Annotated in this window: 7 protein-coding genes (1 of these 7 running past the window's edge); 4 read left to right on the plus strand and 3 right to left on the minus strand. The window is 72.6% G+C overall.

What is annotated here, in order from left to right; all coding sequences use genetic code 11:
- Both G4D85_RS19085 and G4D85_RS19090 read right to left on the minus strand, forming a co-directional pair.
- Positions 1 to 6,363 carry the 5' portion of a non-ribosomal peptide synthetase/type I polyketide synthase gene (locus tag G4D85_RS19085; RefSeq protein ID WP_164013945.1) on the minus strand. It extends 5,034 nt beyond the left edge of the window, so the window shows 6,363 of its 11,397 coding nt (coding positions 1-6,363); it begins with the start codon at positions 6,361 to 6,363; the stop codon falls past the left edge of the window.
- A complete protein-coding gene (locus G4D85_RS19090) occupies positions 6,356 to 11,773 on the minus strand; it encodes a non-ribosomal peptide synthetase (RefSeq protein ID WP_164014463.1) in 5,418 nt (1,805 codons plus the stop codon). The genes G4D85_RS19085 and G4D85_RS19090 overlap by 8 nt, the downstream gene beginning before the upstream one ends.
- Before the next feature lie 260 nt (positions 11,774 to 12,033).
- Between G4D85_RS19090 and G4D85_RS19095 the strand changes: the two genes are divergently transcribed.
- From G4D85_RS19095 to G4D85_RS19105, 3 genes are all read left to right on the plus strand, one after another.
- Positions 12,034 to 13,014, plus strand: coding sequence for an aldo/keto reductase (locus G4D85_RS19095; RefSeq protein WP_164013947.1), 981 nt, complete (start codon positions 12,034 to 12,036; stop codon positions 13,012 to 13,014).
- Positions 13,015 to 13,110: 96 nt separating this feature from the next.
- The gene (locus G4D85_RS19100) at positions 13,111 to 15,078 is read left to right on the plus strand and encodes a hypothetical protein (RefSeq protein WP_164013949.1); all 1,968 of its coding nucleotides are present in this window, start codon (positions 13,111 to 13,113) and stop codon (positions 15,076 to 15,078) included.
- 81 nt (positions 15,079 to 15,159) lie between these two features.
- Entirely contained in the window at positions 15,160 to 16,068 is a 909-nt protein-coding gene (locus G4D85_RS19105) for a patatin-like phospholipase family protein (protein ID WP_164013951.1), read from the plus strand.
- Between the two features lie 17 nt (positions 16,069 to 16,085).
- On the opposite strand, the gene G4D85_RS19110 is transcribed toward G4D85_RS19105, so the two are convergent.
- A complete protein-coding gene (locus G4D85_RS19110) occupies positions 16,086 to 17,483 on the minus strand; it encodes a UdgX family uracil-DNA binding protein (protein WP_164013953.1) in 1,398 nt (465 codons plus the stop codon).
- 301 nt (positions 17,484 to 17,784) lie between these two features.
- Between G4D85_RS19110 and G4D85_RS19115 the strand changes: the two genes are divergently transcribed.
- Positions 17,785 to 18,804, plus strand: coding sequence for a hypothetical protein (locus G4D85_RS19115; protein WP_164013955.1), 1,020 nt, complete (start codon positions 17,785 to 17,787; stop codon positions 18,802 to 18,804).
- Positions 18,805 to 18,875: the final 71 nt, after the last annotated feature.

The raw sequence follows: 18,875 nt of genomic DNA on the forward strand, positions 1-18,875 counted from the left end.
CCGCACGGGGCGCAGCGCCTCGGTGGCCTCGGGCAGCGCCGACAAGGCGTGCGCCGCCGCCACGGTGCAGTGCAGGTGCGTGACACCCGCCTCGCGCACCAGCGCCAGCAGCGCCTCCGCCGCGCCCGGTCCCTCCTGGAGCATGGGGACGGGCACTGGCGCACCGGCCTCCGGCGAGTACCGGCCGCGCAGCGTGTCCAGGTGACGCAGGCCCTCCAGGGTGGCCTCCACCTCCACGCCGAAGTCGATGAGGCAGGCGACCTCATCCACGTCGAGCCCGCGCACCTTCTCCACCACGGGGCCGCAGGAGTCGGGCGTGCCGAAGAGGCCGCCGTCCTCCACGTAGCGCTCCACGCCGTGGTCCAGCAGGGTGTCCACGTCCGCGGGCGTCAGCGAGCGCGGGTCCATCTTCAGGCCCTGGCTGGCGATGAAGCCCGCGAGGATGTCCACCGAGCTGCGGAAGTAGTTGAGCAGCGGCTGGCGCACGCGCTGGCGCACCTCGGCCGGGTCCGCGCCCAGGTACGCGTGCATCATGAGGCTCACGTGGCCCCGGCCCGCGTGCCCGTGCTGCCGCCAGGCCTCGCGGTACAGCGCCACCTTCCCCGCCAGGTCCTCCAGGTTCTGGCCCATCAGGTTGGTGAGCACGTACGCGCCCATCTCACCCGCGAGCCGGAACGTCTCCGGGCTGCCCGCGGCGGTGAGCCAGACAGGCAGCTCCTTCTGCACGGGACGTGGGCGGAGGGACACCTCTATCTCATCGCCCGCGCCGTTCTTGCGCAGCACGGAGCCCCCGCGCCAAAGCGTGCGCACCTCCTGCACCCCGCGGAGCATGACCTCCTTGCGGCGCGCGTACCGGTCCGGCGCGAAGACGAAGTCATTGGCATGCCAGCCCGAGGCGAACGACACGCCCACGCGGCCGTCGGACAGGTTGTCCAGCACGGCCCACTCCTCCGCGACGAGGACGGGGTCATGCAGCGGCAGCACGACGCTTCCGGCGCGGATGCCCACGCGCTCCGTCACCGTGGCCACGCCCGCGCCCACCACCGCCGGCCTCGGGTACAGGCCACCGAAGGCGTGGAAGTGCCGCTCCGGCGTCCACACCGCGGAGAAGCCATTCGCATCCGCGAACTTCGCCGCCTCCAGCAGCAGGCGGTACTTGCGCCCGCCCAGCGAGTCCTCGTCGTTGGCGAAGAAGGACAGGCTGAAGTCGGGCCCCCGGCGGGACAGCCCGTTGCCGGCCGCGAGCACGTTGAAGCGGGCCCGCTCGGGCGGCAGCACCACGCGCAGGCCCCGCGTCAGGGCCCACAGCAGCTCCAGGCCGGAGCCCGGCGTGTGCGGCTCCTCCACCGCCAGCCACGCGCCGCCCGCCGTGTCGCCCTCCGCGTCCAGGCGGCGGAACAGGTCCGCCACCGTGCGGTGCGTGTGGACGGCACGGAGCCTGTCGCCCGAAGGACTCACGAGCGACTCCAGGCACACCATCGTCTCCGCCGACACATTCACCGGTGGGCTTCGCACGGGGGACGCGGGCACCGTCCCTTCCGCGAGCAGCGTGTCCACGCGCAGCACGCGCGACGCGTCGAGCGTCACGCTCGTCTGCACGCGCTCGTGGGTCAGCAGCAGCGGCGGCGCTCCCCCCTCGGGCGCGAGCGCAGCCAGCTCGCGAAGCTGGGGCACGGACAGCAGCACGTACGCGCCGCCCGCCTCCAGCACCGCCCAGAGCGCCGCCACGCGCTCCACGGAGGGCTCCAGGCACACGGCCACCAGCACCTCGGGGCCCACGCCCCGGGCCACCAGCTCCACCGCGAGCCGCCGCGCCTTCTCGCGCAGCTCACCCCAGGTGACACCCTGCGCGCCCACGCTGAGCACGACGGCGCCGGCATCCTTCCCGGCGCGCGCCTCCAGCTGCGAGGCGGCCGGCAGCAGCGGAGACTCCACCGTCGGCACGGTGGCGGCTCGCGCGGCCCCGGCCTCCAGCGGCAGCGCGGACAGGCGCAGGTCCGGGTCCGCCACGGCAGCGGAGAGCAGCGCCTCCCAGTGCGCCATCAACCGCTCCATCGTCTCCGGGGCGAAGCGCTCCTCCGCGTAGTCCAGCGTGCCGGCGAAGCCGTCCTCGCCCTCGCCCATGGACACGGAGAGGGACGACAGCACGCCGCCGAACTGTGCCGGCCCGTCGTGCACCTCCACCACGCTCATCCGCAGGCCCGGCAGGTCCAGGTGGGCCTCGAAGCGGCTGTGCAGCACGAACAGCGTGTCGAACACGCGCTCGCGGCCCGTGTCCTTCGCGGGCTCCACTTCCCGCACCAGGTGCTCATAGGGCACGTCCGGGTGGGCGTACGCCTCCAGCATGACGTCCCGCACGCGCCCGAGCAGCTCGCGGAAGCTCGGGTCCCCGGACAGGTCCGTGCGCAGCGGCACCGCGTGCGCCACGTAGCCCATGACGGGCTCCAGCTCCGGGCGGCTCCGGTTGCCGATGGGCGTGCCCACCACCACGTCATCCCGCCCCGCCCAGCGCGCCAGCAGCGCCTTCCACGAGGCCAGCATCACCATGTACGCGGTGACACCCTCGCGCTGCGCCAGCGCGTGCACCGCGCCCGTCATGGCCCGCGAGAAGCCCACGTTCCGGCGGAGCGAGCTCAGCGCGGGACCGTCCCCGCGAGGGCGGTCCACCGGCAGGTCCAGCGCTCCGGGCAGCGACACCAGCCGCTCGCGCCAGGCAGCCATCTGCGAGGCGAACGCGCCCACCTCCAGCGCCTTCCGCTGCCAGGCCGCGTAGTCCACGTACTGCACCGGCAGCTCGGGCAGGGGCGAGGGCTGGCCCTGCTGGAAGGCTCCGTAGAGTGCCCCCAGCTCCCGGCCCAGCACCACCAGCGACCACGTGTCACACACCACATGGTGCACCGTGACGACGAGCAGGTGCTCGTCCACCTCGGGCCGCAGCAGCCGCGCACGCACCACCGGCCCGCGCTCGATGTCGAGCGGTCGCGCCGTCTCCGCGTGGACCTGCCTGCGCCACTCGGCCTCGCGCGCCTCCGGCGTGGCCCCCGCCACGGGCTCCGCGGTGAGGGGCAGCTTCAGCTCCGGAGCGACGCGGAGCACCGTCCGCCCTTCCACGCGGGGGTACGACGTGCGCAACGACTCGTGACGCCGCGTCACCGCCTCCAGGCTCCGCTCCAGCACGGCCACGTCCAGCGTGCCGCGCATCCGCAGCACCATGGACATGTTCAGCGCCGGGTTGCCCGGCAGCGCCTGCTCCAGCGCGACGACGCGCTCCTGCACCACCGACAGCGGCAGCACCCCCTGACGGGGAATGCGCACCAGTGGAGGCAGCGCCGTCTCCGTCCCCTCCGCTCCATCCGTGCCCAGCCGCGCCTGGATGCGCGCCGCGACGCCCGCCACCGTCGGCGCTTCGAACAAGTCACTCAGCGGGAGCTGGACGGGGAAGGCCTCGCGCAGGCGCGTCAGCATCTGCGCCGCCATGAGCGAGTTGCCCCCCAGCTCCAGGAAGTCGTCGTGGATGCCGAAGTCCGCGCGTCCCAGCCGCTCGCGCCAGATGTCCAGCACCTTGCGTTCCACGTCCGTGCGAGGCCCGGCCTTGTCCGCTGGCAGCTCCACCGCTGCTGCCGGAACGGCGGAACGCTGCTCCTCCACGAGGAGCGCAGTCGCAGGAACCGTGTTGGCGACCTGGGCTGAAACGGCCTTGGGCAGCTCCACGCCGAAGTGCTGGCGTTCGAAGGGGTACGTGGGCAGCGACAGGCGGCGGCGCTCCTCGTGCGCGTAGACGTCCTGCCAGCGCACGTCCAACCCCTGCTCCCACAGCGCGCCGAGCGCCTCGCTCAGCGCCGCGTGCTCGCCCGCCTTCGCACCCGCGCGAGGCAGCGACGCCACCGCGCGTCCTCCATGCCCGCGCAGCCCCAGCCGGGCCAGCGCGGTGAGCGCCTGGTCCGGCCCCACCTCCAGGAACACGGTGCAGCCGTCCGCCTTCAGCGCCTCCAGCCCGTCACCGAAGCGCACCGGCGCTCGCATCTGCCGCGCCCAGTACGCCGGGTCCGTCGCCTCTTCCGCGCGAATCCACGTGCCAGTGACGCTCGACACGTAAGGCACCTGGGGCGGAGACAGCCGCAGGCCCGACACCACCCGCTTCAGCTCCTCCATCAACGGCTCCACCGCCACCGAGTGGAACGCGTGCACCGCCGGCAGCCGCAGCACGCCGACGCCCCGCGACACCAGCTCGCGCTCCATCGCCTCCACCTCCGGCGTGGGCCCGGACACCACGCACCGCTCCTCCCCGTTCACCGCCGCCAGCGCCAGTCCACCGGTCAGCAGCGGGCGAACCACCTCCTCCGCACCGCCCACCGCCGTCATGCTCCCCGGAGGCAGCCGCGACATCAGCCGCCCGCGCGCCGTCACCAGCGCCAGCGCGTCCTCCAGCGGCATCACCCCCGCGAGGCACGCCGCCGTGTACTCACCGAAGCTGTGCCCCAGCAGCGCGTAGGGCTTCACGCCATACGACTCCCAGAGCCGCGCCAGCGCGTACTCCACGGAGAACAGCGCGGGCAGCGCGAAGCGCGGGTCTGCCAGCGTCTCGCGTGCCGCCGCCTCGGTACCCGGCGCGGGCAGCAGCACCGCGCGCACCGCCGTCTCCAGCTGCGAGCCCAGCCCCGTCAGGCACGCGTCCAGCGCCTCGCGGAACGCAGGCTCCGCCGCGTACAGCTCGCGCCCCATGCCCACCGACTGCGCGCCCTGCCCCGGCAGCAGGAAGGCCACGCGCCGCTCGCGCGCCGCCGCGACGTCTTCCAGCACCTGCGGCTTGCCCGGCGCGCGCAGGCGGGCCAGCAGCTCCGCCCGGTCCTTCGCCACCACCGCGCGCCGGTGCTCGAAGGCCCGTCGCCCGGCGTTGCGAGTGAAGGCCACATCCGCCAGCGCCACGTCCGCCGACGCGGCCTCCAGCCAGTCCGCCAACTGCCTCGCCGTCGCAGCCAGCGCCGTCGCCGTGCGCGCGGACAGCGTCACCACCTGCGTGGGCCGGGCACTCGGCGCGGGCGGAGGGGGCAGCGGCGCCTCCTCCAGCACCGCGTGCGCGTTGGTGCCGCCAATGCCGAACGAGCTGACACCCGCGCGCCGGGGCACCTCTCCGCGCGGCCACGGCCGTCGCTCACTCACGACGAAGAAGGGGCTGTTGGCGAAGTCGATGGCGGGGTTGGGCCGCTCGAAGTTGAGGCTGGGCGGCAGCTCTTCATGGTGGAGCGCCAGCGCCGCCTTCATGAGCCCGGCCAGGCCCGCCGCCGTGTCCAGGTGGCCGATGTTCGTCTTCACCGAGCCGAGGCCGCAGTAGCCCTTCCGGTCCGTCTGCTTCCGGTACGCCCGCGTGAGCGCCGCCACCTCAATCGGGTCGCCCAGCGCGGTGCCCGTGCCGTGCGCCTCCACATAGCCGATGTCCCCCGCCTCCAGCCCCGCGTACGCCAGCGCCTCGCCGATGACGTCCGCCTGTCCCTCCACGCTGGGCGCCGTGTAGCCCACCTTCAGGCCACCGTCGTTGTTCAGCGCCGACCCGCGAATGACGGCGTACACGTGGTCCCCGTCGCGCAGCGCGTCTTCCAGCGGCTTGAGCACCACCGCCGTCACGCCGTTGCCCGGCACCGTGCCCGCCGCCTTCGCGTCGAAGGCGCGGCAGTGCCCGTCCGGGGACAGAATCATCCCGTCCTGGAAGAGGTATCCCGAGCGCTGCGGCAGCGACAGCCGCGCGGCCCCGGCGATGGCCATGTCGGACTGGCGCAGCAGCAGGCTCTGACAGGCCATGTGCACGGCCACCAGGCCCGTGGAGCACGCGGTGTACACGGCGAGGCTCTCGCCCCGCAGCTTCAGCTTGAAGGACGCCTTGGTGGCCAGGTTCTCGCCCGTGGTGCCCATCAGCTCGAAGAGCGACGCCGGGTCCAGCTGTCCCTGCCCCAGCAGCGACAGCGTGTGCAGCGACGGCCCCGCGCCCGCGTAGAGGGAGATCTTCCCCGCGTAGCGTTCCGGGTCATACGCGGCATCCTCCAGGGCAGCCCACGCGCACTCCAGGAACACCCGCTGCTGCGGGTCCATCCACTTCGCCTCGCGCGGCGACACGCCGAAGAAGCCGGCGTCGAAGGACTCGCCCTCCTCCAGCACGGACGCCGCGGGCACGAAGTCCGGATGGCTCCGCACGGACTCGGGCGCCAGCGGGGAGGCCTCCAGCAACTCCGGCTTCAGGCGGGCGATGGACTCCACGCCCTCGCACAGGTTCCGCCAGAAAGCCTGGACGTCCGCGGCGCCTGGGAAGCGCCCGGCCATGCCGATGATCGCGATGTCGTTGCCGCCCGTCGTCAGGTCTTGATCAGCCATGGCCTCGGGTGTTCCTTCCGCGACGCTGGAGGACCTGCCTGCGGGCCTCCGCTCGCTCCTGGTGCTTTGCATCCTCGGCCGCGGGCTGCGCCTCGGCGGACAGCCGCCGGGCGAGCGCGTGGACGGTGGGATGCTCGAAGAAGTGGGTGATGGGGACGTCCCGCCCGAGCGACTCGCGCAGCCGCGAGCACGCCCGCACCGCCGCCAGCGAGCTGCCGCCCAGGTCGTCGAAGAAGTGCGCGTGGACGCCCACCGACGGGTGGCCCAGCGCTTCCGCCCACGCGCGGGCGATGGTCTCCTCCAGCGGCGTGCGGGGCGCGCCATCCGGCGCCGCGGTCCTCGCGGGCGGAGGCAGCGCGCGCGCATCCACCTTGCCGCTCGCCAGCAGCGGCAGCGCGTCCAGCGCGACGATGTCCGCGGGCACCAGGTGCTCGGGCAGCCGCGCGCGCAGCAGGGCCTTCACCTCGCCCGGCGCGATCGGCTCGGCGGACGGAGGCACCACGTACGCCACCAGCCGGGGCTCGCCTCCCGCCGGAGGCCGCCACACGGTGACATGGGCCTGCCGCATGCCGGCCAGCTCGCGCAGGACCACCTCCACCTCGCCCGGCTCGATTCGGAAGCCCCGCAGCTTCACCTGCGAGTCCGCGCGCCCCACGAAGTCCAGCCGCCCGTCCGGCCGCCAGCGCGCCACGTCACCCGTGCGGTACAGCCGCGCACCGGGCTCGCCGCCATACGGGTCCGGCACGAAGCGCTCGGCGGTGAGGTCCGGACGGCCCAGGTAGCCGCGCGCCACGGACGGGCCGCCGACATACAGCTCACCCGCCACGCCCAGGGGAGCCGGGCGCATCGCCTCGTCCAGCACGTACACGTCGGTGTGGGGCAGCGGCCGGCCGATGGCGGGAGGCCCCGCGTCCTCGGGCGAGCAGCGCTCCCACGTCGCGCAGACGGTAATCTCCGTGGGGCCATACGCGTTGAGGAACGCCCGGCCCTGCGCGAAGCGGACCACGAGGTCCGCCGGGCACGCCTCGCCCGCGGACATGAGCATCGTCAGGTCCGGCAGCGGAGGCTCCGGCAGCAGCGTGGAGACGGACGGCGGCAGCGTGACGTGGGTGATGCGCTGCTCCTTCAGGACGCGGTGCAGAGCCTCACCGGCGAGCAGCTCGCCCGATGGAGGCAGGTGCAGCGCGGCGCCCGTGGTGAGCCCCTGGAGGTACTCGGCCACCGACGCGTCGAAGGACGGCGAGGAGAACTGGAGCACACGCGAGCCCGGGCCCACCGCGAGCCCCGCGCCCATGGCCCCGGACAGGTACGCGAGGCCCCGGTGCGTCACCCCCACGCCCTTCGGGCGCCCGGTGCTGCCCGACGTGTAGATGACGTACGCCACGCGGGACGGGTCCGTCACGGAGCTGACGGGCTCCTCCGAGGCGGCGGCCCCCGGAGCACCATGCTCCTCCCACCGGAGGGACTCCACGCCCTCGGGAAGCACGAGGCGTTGCAGGAGTCGCGCATGCGCCAGCACCATGCGCGCGCCCGCGTCCGCCAGCATCCACGCCACGCGCTCGGGAGGATGCGTCGGTTCGAAGGGCAGCACGGTTCCCCCCGCCTTCAGCACCGCGAGGAACGCCACCACCGCCTCCGGCCCTCCGCGCTCCAGCAGCGTGCCGACGCGCACCTCGGGCCCCACGCCGTGACGCCGCAGCCGCGCGGCCAGCCGTCCGGCCCACGCGTCCACCTCGCGATACGTCCACCGGGTCGCGCCCGCGACGAGCGCCACCGCGTCCGGAGTCCGCGCCGCCCAGGACTCGAAGCGCTCGAGGAAGCCCGGGCCTTCGGTGTCGGAGACCTGGCGCCGCGCCTCCGCTCGCCGTCCCAATTCCACCAGCGTGCGCCGCTCCTCCACGTCCAGCAGGGGCAGGTCCAGCAGCGGAACTTCCGGAGCGGCCGAGGCGGCCTCCAGCAGCGCGCGCAGGTGGCGGGCCATGCGAGCGGCGGTGTCCGCGTCGAAGAGGTCCGCGCAGTACTCCAGGCTGGCCGAGAAGCCGCCGTCCACCTCCGCCATCATCAGCGTGAGGTCGAACGCCGCCGCGCGGTGGCCCAGCGGGAAGGACTCGAGCTCCAGCGCGCCCAGGCGGGCCCGCGCGCCCGGCTCTCCGAGCGCGAAGGCGCCCAGCGACTCGCGCCCGGGCCGGCCGGTCTGCAGCGCGAACATCGCCTGGAAGACGGGCGCGCGGGACGCGTCTCGTCGGGGCTGGAGCCGCTCGACGAGCCGCGCGAAGGGCAACTCCTGGTGCTCCAGCGCCTCCAGCACGGTGCCGCGCACCTGGGCCAGCAGCCCGGAGAAGGACAGCGAGCGAGGCACGCGGGCACGCAGGGCCACGGGGTTGACGAAGTAGCCCACCTGCCGGGACAGGTCCGCGCGCGTCCGGCCCGCGGTGGGCGTGCCGACGATGAGGTCCTCCTGACCGGTGTAGCGGCGCAGGAAGGCGAGGTAGCCCGCCAGCAGCGTCATGAACGGGGTGGCGCCCCGCGCGTGCGCCAGGGCCTTCAGGCGCGCGGCCGTCTCCGGCTCCACGCGGAAGGACACGGTGGCGCCACGGAAGGACTGGAGCCTGGGACGCGGCCGCGACGTGGGCAGCTCCAGCACCGGCAGCTCACCGCCCAGCCGCTCGCGCCACCAGGCCTGGAGCGCCTCGCCCGGAGCGCCCGTGTACCGGGACTCCATCGCCTGGAGGATGGCGGGTGCCGGAGGCGGAGGAGGCAGCAGCGCGGCGGACGCGCCCTGGACCTCGGCGGTGTAGAGCGTGCCCAGCTCCTCGGCCAGCACCTCCAGCGACCAGAAGTCGGTGACCAGGTGGTGCAGCACCAGCAGCAGCACGGAGCCGCCTGGCGCACCATTGAACAGGCGCACGCGCACCAGCGGCCCATGCTCCAGGTCGAAGGACCGGTGGGCCTCCGCGTCGAGCCGCTCACGCAGCGCCTCGGCCGTGAAGGAGGAGGCGTCCTCCAGCTCCAGCGCGGGCGCGGAAGCGGCGGGCCGGAGCACCGGCTCACCGCGCTCCTCGGGGAAGGCGGAGGCCAGGGCCGGGTGGCGGACGACGAGCGAAGAGAAGGCACGCCCGAGCACGGTGGTGTCGACCGTCGAGGTGAACCGCACCGCGCGAGCCACATGGTACGCCGTGCTCCCGGGCGCCATGCGCTGGAGGAACCAGAGCGCCCGCTGTCCGTCGGAGATGGACGTCGCGCCACTCGTGAGCGCGGCCTCGTCGCGAACCTCCGCGAGCCCGGACGCGCCAGCGAGCTTCTGCTCCACCCACGCAGTGACTTCGCGAAGGCTTGGCCCCTGGAGCAGCAGCGCGGGCGGCAGCGACACGCGCCACCCCTCCTCCACCGCGTGCAGCACCTCCAGCGCGCGCAGCGAGTCGAGACCGAAGTGGGTCAGCGGCACGTCCACGTCCAGCTCGCGCGCGTCCACGCCGAGCAACCGCGCCACGCGAGCCACCAGCCACGGCAGCACGTCCCGAGCAGCCGTCTCGGAGCCACTGCTCCCACCCGCCGCGAGCCTCGCCCCCGCCTCGTCTCCCTGCCCCGGAACACTGGAGCGCGGCTCGGACGCGGAGGGAGTCGCCGCCCCCGCGAAGCCCTGCGAGCCCTCACGCCACTCCCGCACCACGTCCAGCGCGCCGCCCAGGTACGCCTCGCGGCAGGCGCGCCGCTGCACCTTCCCGCTCGACGTCTTGGGCAGCGCTCCCGCGGAGATGAGCACCACCGCGTGCGCGGCCACGCCATGCTCCTCGGCCAACACGGCGCGGATGCGCGCGAGCACCTCCTCCACGTCTCCCGCCACCTTCGCGGAGACCTCCTGCACCAGCGCCAGCCGCTCCTCGCCGTCCACCTCCACGGCGAACGCCGCCCCGCAGCCGGGACGCAGGCCCGGGTGGCAGCGCTCCACGGACAGCTCCAGGTCCTGCGGGTAGTGGTTCCGCCCGCGCAGCACCAGCACGTCCTTCAGTCGCCCGGTGACGAACACCTCGCCGCCGTCCGCCACGCCCAGGTCCCCGGTGCGCAGGTACGGCCTCTCGCCCGGGTCCGCCCCCGCGAGCCGCCCATGGAACGTGCGCGCCGTCTCCTCCGGTCGCTGCCAGTACCCCTCCGCCACGCTGGGGCCTCGCACCCACAGCTCCCCCACCCGTCCCGGCGCGCACGGCACGCCCGTCTCCGGGTCCACCACGCGCAACTCCTGCCCGCCCAGCGCCGTGCCGCACCCCACCAGCACCGCCTCCACCTCGCCGTCCGTGGGCTCCCGCGCCTCGCCGTGCCGCAGCGCCTCCCGTGCGAGCCGCCGCACCACCGGCACCGCCGCGCGCTTCCCACCCGTGACGATGAGCGTCCCCTCCGCCAGCCCGTAGCAGGGGTAGAACGCCTCGGGCCGGAAGCCCGCCGGGGCGAAGGCCTCCGCGAAGCGCTCCAGCGTCTCCGCGCGCACCGGCTCCGCGCCGCAGAACGCCACCTCCCAGCGGCTCAAGTCCAGCGCGGCCCGCTCCTCCGGCGTGCTCTTGCGCACGCACAGGTCGAACGCGAAGTTGGGCCCGCCGCTCACCGTGCCGCCAAACCGCGACACCGCCTCCAGCCACCGCAACGGCCGCTGGAGGAAGAACAGCGGCGGCAGCAGCACCGTGGGGATGTCCCGGAACAGCGGCTGGAGGATGCCGCCAATCAGCCCCATGTCGTGGTACGGCGGCAGCCAGATGACGCCCACCGGCCCCGGCTGCGCGTCGAACCCGCGCGCAATCAACCCCGAGTTGTGCAGCAACTGCCGGTGCTTCAGCACCACCCCGCGCGGCGTCCCCGTGGAGCCGGACGTGTACTGGAGGAACGCCACCGCGTCGGCGCTCAGCGCTGGCGCGCGCCACGCCTCCGCCTCGCTCGCGGGCACCGCGTCCGTGGCCAGCCAGCGCAGCGCGCGCAGGTCCGGTGCGTCCGCGGTGAGCGGCTCCACCAGCCCGGCGATTCCGGAGGTCGTCAGCGCCACGCGGGCGCCGCAGTCCGCCACCAGCGCCTGGAGCCTCGGCAGCGTGCGTCCCAGCCGCATCGGGTCCGGCGGGTACGCGGGCACCGCCACCACTCCGGCGTACAGGCACCCCAGGAAGCCGAGCACGTACTCGCGCCCCGGCGGGTACAGCAGCAGCGCCCGGTCTCCCGGGGCCAGGTGCTGTTGCAGCAGCGCCGCTACCGCCCGTGCGCCCGCGTCCAGCTCCGCGTAGGTGACGGTGCTGTCCCCCTCTTCATCGAAGAAGGTGAAGACCTCCTGCCCGCCCTGCGCCGCCGCCCGGGCCCGGCAGAGGTCCACGAAGGTCGCGTCCTCGGGACAGACGAATTCGGAGGCGGGGTCGGCGCGAGTCGGCAGGTACATGTCGGAGTCCCGGGGGGCCTTCCACCAGAGGGGGACGCCAGCCTTCACGGCGTGACGCGCGCCCCTCCAGGAAGCCTGGGGACTCGCCACTCCGCTCCGCCCAGCGACCCCTCGGTTTCCCCGCACATTTAGCGGATTCTACGCAGTCAGGAAAGATGGGAGTTCGCGCATGACCCACCCATCCAAGGTATGACGCATCCATACCCGGACGGGGCGAGTGGGCTGCTTGCCCGGCCGGCGCGCGACGGAGGAAACCACCGATGAAGTACACCAACCTGGGCCGCACGGGCCTGCGGGTGTCCCGCATCTGCCTGGGCTGCATGAGCTACGGCACCCCCACCTGGCGCCCCTGGGTGCTGGACGAGGAGTCCTCGCAGCCCTTCTTCCGCCGCGCGGTGGAGCTGGGCATCAACTTCTTCGACACCGCGGACATGTACTCGCTGGGTGTCAGCGAGGAGGTGACCGGCCGCGCGCTGCGCCGCTATGCGCGCATGGACGAGGTGGTGCTGGCCACCAAGGTCTACTTCCCCATGAGCGACGGGCAGAACATGCGCGGCCTGTCGCGCAAGCACATCGTCCAGGGCTGCGAGGCGAGCCTGAAGCGGCTGGGCGTGGAGGCCATCGACCTCTATCAAATCCACCGCATGGACCCGAACACGCCGCTGGAGGAGACGCTCTCCGCGTTGGACCAGCTCGTGCGCCAGGGGAAGGTGCGCTACCTGGGCGCGTCCTCCGCGTACGCGTGGGAGTTCGCGCGGGCGCTGGGCGTGGCGGACCTGAACGGCTGGTCTCGCTTCGTCTCCATGCAGGGCCACTACAACCTCGTCTACCGCGAGGAGGAGCGGGAGATGCTGCCCCTGTGCCAGTCCGAGGGCATCGGCGTCATCCCCTGGTCCCCGCTGGCGCGCGGCCTGCTCGCCGGCTCGCGCAAGTCGCTGAACGACCGCAACTCCACGGCCCGCGCGAAGTCGGACACCTTCTCCGGCCAGCTCTACGACCAGCCCGGCGACTGGGAGGTGGTGGAGGCCAACCAGCGCGTGGCCACCGCGCGCAACGTGCCCCCCGCGCAGGTGGCACTGGCGTGGCTGCTGTCCCGGCCCGGGGTTACGGCGCCCATCATCGGCGCCACGAAGCCCGAGCACCTGGAGGACGCCGTGCGCGCGGTGGACCTCAAGCTGACCGCCGAGGAACTGAAGGCGCTGGAGGCGCCCTACAAGCCCCACGAGGTGCGCGGCATGTAACGCGCGCCCCTTCCCCGTATCGGCCGCTCCAAGATTCCTGGGACGGGAATTCTCCAGCCAGCTCAACAAAGCAGGGAGCTGAAAGGAGAAGACACCATGGCGACTGGACGCATTGGAGATGGAGGAGCAGCAGAGGCGGCACGTCAGGCGGAGGCGGCCCGCCGCGCGGCGGAAGCAGCACGGCAGGCCGCGGAGGCCGCAGCGCGGAAGCTCGCGGAAGCCGCCACCCGACAGACTTCGGTCGCCTCCGCGGCGCCCGGGGGGCAGTCCTCCTTCGAGCCGGCGGCCACGAAGAACCCGTTGAGCCTGGATGGCCAGGGCGCGCCCGCGCCCGCCTCGTCGCTGTTCACCGAGGACGCGCGGGACGGGAGCGTCAACTGCCTCGACCAGGCAGCGGACTGGCTGAACAAGACCTCACCCGCGCTGCGGGGCCGCTCGGAGATGGTGTTCCTCGCGGACTCGCGTGGGGGCGCCGAGGGCCAGGCGGGCCACGTGGTGGTGCGCCAGGGCGAGCGCGTGCTCGACCCGAGCAGCGGCAAGAGCTACGAGAACATGCAGGCGTACCTCAAGGAGCAGCCGCACTACAGCGAGGTCGGCTCGATGTCCGGCACGGCGGCCGCGAAGGTGTTCTCCACCGAGCCAGGCTCGCCCGAGCGCGCCCAGGCGCTCGCCGACGCGAAGGTGTCCCCCGAGCTCCAGAAGATGATGGTCGCCGACCCCGCCATCCCCGGGGAGGCGCCCGACGTCAACAACCCGCCCCACGACGTCACCACCGGGCCCATCCCCGTCAAGGTCCCGGGCCAGGCGACGGAAGCCAGCATCGAGCTCAGCGACACGCTCGAGAAGGATGTGGTGCAGAAGGACGGCTACACGACGGTGACGCTCACCGCGGAGATGAAGGCCACCGCGTCCGGCTCGCTGGAAATGGGCAGGGTCACTGTCGGAGGAGGCGTCTCGACGGGGACGTCGCAGACGTACGAAGTGAAGATGAAGGACGAGGACTTCGAGAAGCTCAAGCGGGGCGAGCTTCCGCCCCCGCACCCGCTCAAGCCGGACACCATCCCGGACCAGTGCTCGGTGACGATGGAATCGTCCGAGCTCAAGGGCTGGTCCGGCGAGGCCAGCCTTGGCTCGCTCAAGAGGGAGTTGGGAATCACGGTGGGAGAGGAGCAGACGCGCAGCAAGGGCTTGTCCATCCAGACCGAGCGCGACGGCGACAAGGTGCAGGTGACGGCGGGGCCCACCGACGTGCTCGAGAAGGGGCTCTCCGTAACAGTCGGAGGCGACCACGCCGGGGTCACCCTCACGGGCAATGAGTCGGTGAGCAACTACAAGCTGCGCACCGCGGAGTTCGACCTCGCCAACCCCGAGGGGAAGGCCGCCTACGACACGTTCGTCGCCACGGGCGAGATGCCCTTCACGGATGGCAACGGCGTCTCCGGCGCGGCGAAGATCGAGAAGCTCGAGCTGTCCGGCAGCTCCGAGCTGGAGGGAAAGCTGGGGCCCTGGAAGGGCTCCGTGGAGGTCAGCGGAGAGAGCACGGGCACCTGGACGTCGACGACGTGGCCTGACGGCTCGAAGGACCACCTCGTCGAGTACAACCCGGACGGTGGCAGCGAGCTCTACTTCAAGCGGCACATCGACGCGCAGGGGAACGAGGACCCGTCGAAGCAGGAGTTCTCGCTGTTCCTGAAGGGCCTGGAGGGTGGCTCCGAGGAGGCGTACGCCCAGGCCTTCCAGGTCGACCAGCACCTGTTCGACGGGGCCAACGACATCCACATGTCCTTCACCGCGGACCAGCTGATGCAGCTCAAGGACCGCGCCCGTGGCTTCGCGGAAGGCCAGGCGAAGCTGGCGGGTGGGAAGTGGGACCCCACCAACCAGGACTACGTCATCATCAAGAAGCTGTCGGAGGCCCAGACGCCCGCGGACGTCGCCAATGTCCTGGCGACGTACACCAATGAGCGGGGCGTCGTGGGTGAGGCCCTGGCGAAGCTGACCATGACCCCGAACGGCGAGGCGGCCATCCCGGGCACCGTCGAGGCGCGCAACCGGGACGCCTGAGCGGGGCCAGCGGCGTCCCCACCGGGGCCACGTCCCGGGCAGGAAGCGGCTACAATCGGGTGCTCGTCTTCGGAGGACTCGATGAAGCGGCTCCTGCGCGTCACGTTGCTCACCGTCCTCGCGCTGGGGACCGCGTCCTGCCGGACGTCATCAGCGCTCCGGCGCGCGCCGGAGCGAACCTGCGTGGTGCTCTCGGTGGGAGCGGCCCGGGGGCTGGCCCACCTGGGTGCCCTGGACGCGCTGGTGGCGCGGGGCGTGCGCATCGACTGCGTCGTGGGCAACAGCATGGGCGCGCTGGTGGGGAGCCTCTACGCCGCCGCGCCGGAGAGGGACCTCCGGAGCCGCTACCGGGCCTTCTTCCGAGACTACGAGCGCGAGACGGTGCGCGAGGCCACGAAGCGCGGCACGGTGGGGGCGGCCGTGGGGCTGCTCGCGGTGCTGCTCTCGGGCGGTGCGCTGGCGCCCGCGCTCGCGGCGAGTGCGCTCGGAGCGGCGGGAGGCGCCTCCACGGTGCCCGAGCTCAGCCATGAGCGCTTCACGCAGGTGCTGGACAGGTTCCACCACGGTGCCCGCATCGAGGACCTGCCGGTGCCCTTCGCCACCTTCTACCAGGAGCCCACGGAGGAGGGCCTCCAGCGCGTCACCGCGACGGAGGGCTCGGTCGCCGACGCGGTGGCGTCCAGCGCGGCCAACCCGTTCCTCTTCGAGGACGCGACGCTGCGGCGCATCGACCCGGGCGCGGACCGCGTCTCGGCGGTGCCCGTGCATGACGCCTGTGTGCTCTTCCCGGGCTCGCGGCTCATCACCATCAACGTCACCGACGAGCCCGCCTTCTACCGTCCGGACCTGGGCTGCGAGGTGCGGGAGATTCACGTCCGCATGGGCGCCACCTCCGTCGAGGCCTTCAAGGGTAGTGGAGAGTCCTTCGAGTCAGCCTGGCGCGCGGGCCATGACGCGGTCCTCCGCGCGCTCGACGACGGACGGTGGTGACGTCACACCCCCGCGCGCTACGCACTCCGCCGAAGCCACGCCGCCGCCGAGCGCAGGTCGGCCTCGAAATGGATGCGTGCCTCCGCCCGCTTGCGAGGGTCCGGCATGCGCAGCAGCGCCGACGGGTGGAACGTCGCCATCCACCCGTCCGCCCATGGCGTCTCGAATACCTGCCCCCGGCTGAGGTTGATGCGGAATCCCGCCCCCAGGAACGCCTGCGCCGCGGTGGCCCCCAGCGCGACAATCATCCTCGGCTGCACAGCTGCCACCTCCGCCTCCAGCCAGCCGCGACACGCCAGCACCTCCGTCCGTCCCGGCGACTGGTGCAACCTCCGCTTCCCACCCGCCCCCGTCGTCCATCCGAAGTGCTTCACCGCGTTGGTGACATACAGCTCCGAGCGCTTCAGCCCCGCCCGCCCCAGCACCTCGTCCAGCAGCTGCCCCGCGGGCCCCACGAAGGGCCGCCCCTCGCGATCCTCCAGGTCTCCAGGCTGCTCACCCACCAGCATCAGCGGAGCTCCCACGGGGCCCTCGCCAAACACCGCCTGCGTGGCACGAGCATGTAGCGGACACGCCCGGCAGCCTCGCGACGCCTCTGCCAGTGCCGGCAGCTCCCGCCGCTCAGGGAGGAACGCCGTGGCAGCGGACACCTCCCGCACCGGAGCCAGCACGTCTTCTTCCGGAGCCTCCGAACGCGGCACCCCGTCACCGAAGGACAGCCGCTCCAAATCCCAGTGCACGCAGGCGTCCGGAGTGAGGATGCTCCAGCGCATCAACGGAAAGCGGCGCACGAAGAACGGCGCCACGTGCCGGACGATGAGGTGGTCCGGACGGTGCCACGCGATGAAGTGCTCCACCCCCTCCCGCTCCACCCGCCTGAAGCGCACCAAGGCCATCATCTCGTGCGCGTCCCGCCGCACCGCCCGCTCCATCAGCCGCAGCCGGTGCACCTCCACGTCGCTGTCCGCCTCCAGCAGGTTGCGCTCCCCGTGCGTCAGCCGCCACAGCACGCGGTACAGCAGCGCCCAGCGCTCCGCGTCCCGGTGACACGCCACCTTCTCCGCCAGCCCCAGGAAGTCCCTGGGCACGGCTGGCGCGGGCGCCCCACCCGGGAGTCCCAGCTCCGTCATCGGCTTGCCCACCGCCAGCAGCGAGCCCTGCCGCCCCCGCGCCTCCTCGAAGCACACGCGCTCCGGAGGCTCGCCGCGAGCCAGCAGCCCCCGTGCCACCGCCCGGAAGGACGCCAGGTCCGGCTCCACGCGCACCCGCCGCGGAGCGCTCCCGTCTATGCGGACGCCTCCACTTCGAAGAGGGAAGGCCGCGATGCCGGCCTCGCGCCTGCCTCCACTGCTCGCGCAGGAGGCGTCGTAGTTCGCCGCGTCGGCGAGAATCTGGCTCTTCTGTCGGACGTCCATGAACGCTCGGGTCGTGCTCTCCAGGCGGCCCACGGCCCACCCGCCCCACACGACACGTCCTACCCGTCCAGTCTGACATCTCCCGCCCTCCCCCCTGCGTCCGGTCATGCCTGCGCCGCTGCTCGGGCGCCACCTCCGTCAGCCGTCCTCCGAGTCCCCTCGGCGCCAGCCCGCACTGTCAACAGAGCCCCCATCCCTGCAATACACACGAACCGTGGAAACCTGCCAGGTTCAGGTAAACCGAGAAAATTTGGTGTATTGAGCCGGCTCACCTCGCTGTTCCCCCCATGAGGAGTCCCAGATGCTTCGTCTTGGCTCGGCCGTTCTTGCCGTGAGCATGCTCGTTGGTTGTGGAGGAGTTGAAGCCGAACCGTCCTCCGAGTCCCCGTCCACCGAGAGCCAGCAGGCGGCGCTCACCAGCACGGATGTGGATGTCGCCCCGGAGTGTCAGGGCATCATCACCTTCGTGAATGGCGCGTCGTTCCAGACGCTGGACCTGTACCTGCCGAGTGACGTCGTCACCCGCCTCGTCTCCCAGCGTGCGTCGTCTCCGTTCGTGACGCTGGCGCAGGTCTCCGCCGTCCAGGGGATGGGCCCGGCCCGCCTCGAGCAGCTCGAGGGTGGCGCCCGCGCCAAGAGCTACATCGGCTCCAGCTGCGTCGGCATCATGGACTCCATCGCGGTCTCCACCGATGACTCCGCCGCCATCGTCTCGCTGGTGAACACCGTGAGCTCCTCCGAGCTGCACGACATCCTGCCGTACGCGTGGAATGGCGCGGAGGCCCTCCTCAACCAGCGCCCGTTCACCTCGGCGCAGACCATCGCCGACATGGGGGGTATCGGTGACGTGAGCCTGCGGAACATCCGCAACGCGGCCACGCTGAGCCGGCCGCTGGAGACGCTCATCAACGCGGCGAACGCGGTGCCGGGCAACGGCCACTCCGGTGTGTACCTGGCCCGCCACTTCGACTGGTGGGAGATCGTGACGAGCAACGGCTCCTACCAGCACCAGCTGGAGTGCTTCGGGCTCGAGCCGAACAGCGTGCCGTATAGCGCGAGTGTCCGGCCCTACCTGGCCAACGCCGCCGAGGTGCGTGCCGAGGTCGTAGGCACGATCAACGCCGCCAACCGCTTCAACTCCATCCCCAGCAGCGTCATGTCCGCCGGCATTGCGAACCTCGACGCGCTGATCACGGGGCGCACGTTCAAGGGGTGCTACTTCGGCTTCGCGAACGACCCCTGGAGCAGCAACAGCGTCGCCATCTTCGTCGACACCGAGAGCGGCTTCAGCGTGATGACCATGTCCTGGTGGTCCGAGTAGTCCCAAGGGTTTGCAGGGGCGTCCCAGGTTCTCCGAGGAACCTGGGACGCCGCGCCCTCGGTGGGCGACCT

Origin of the sequence: Pyxidicoccus trucidator (assembly GCF_010894435.1) — a bacterium.
GTDB classification, from domain to species: Bacteria; Myxococcota; Myxococcia; order Myxococcales; family Myxococcaceae; genus Myxococcus; species Myxococcus trucidator.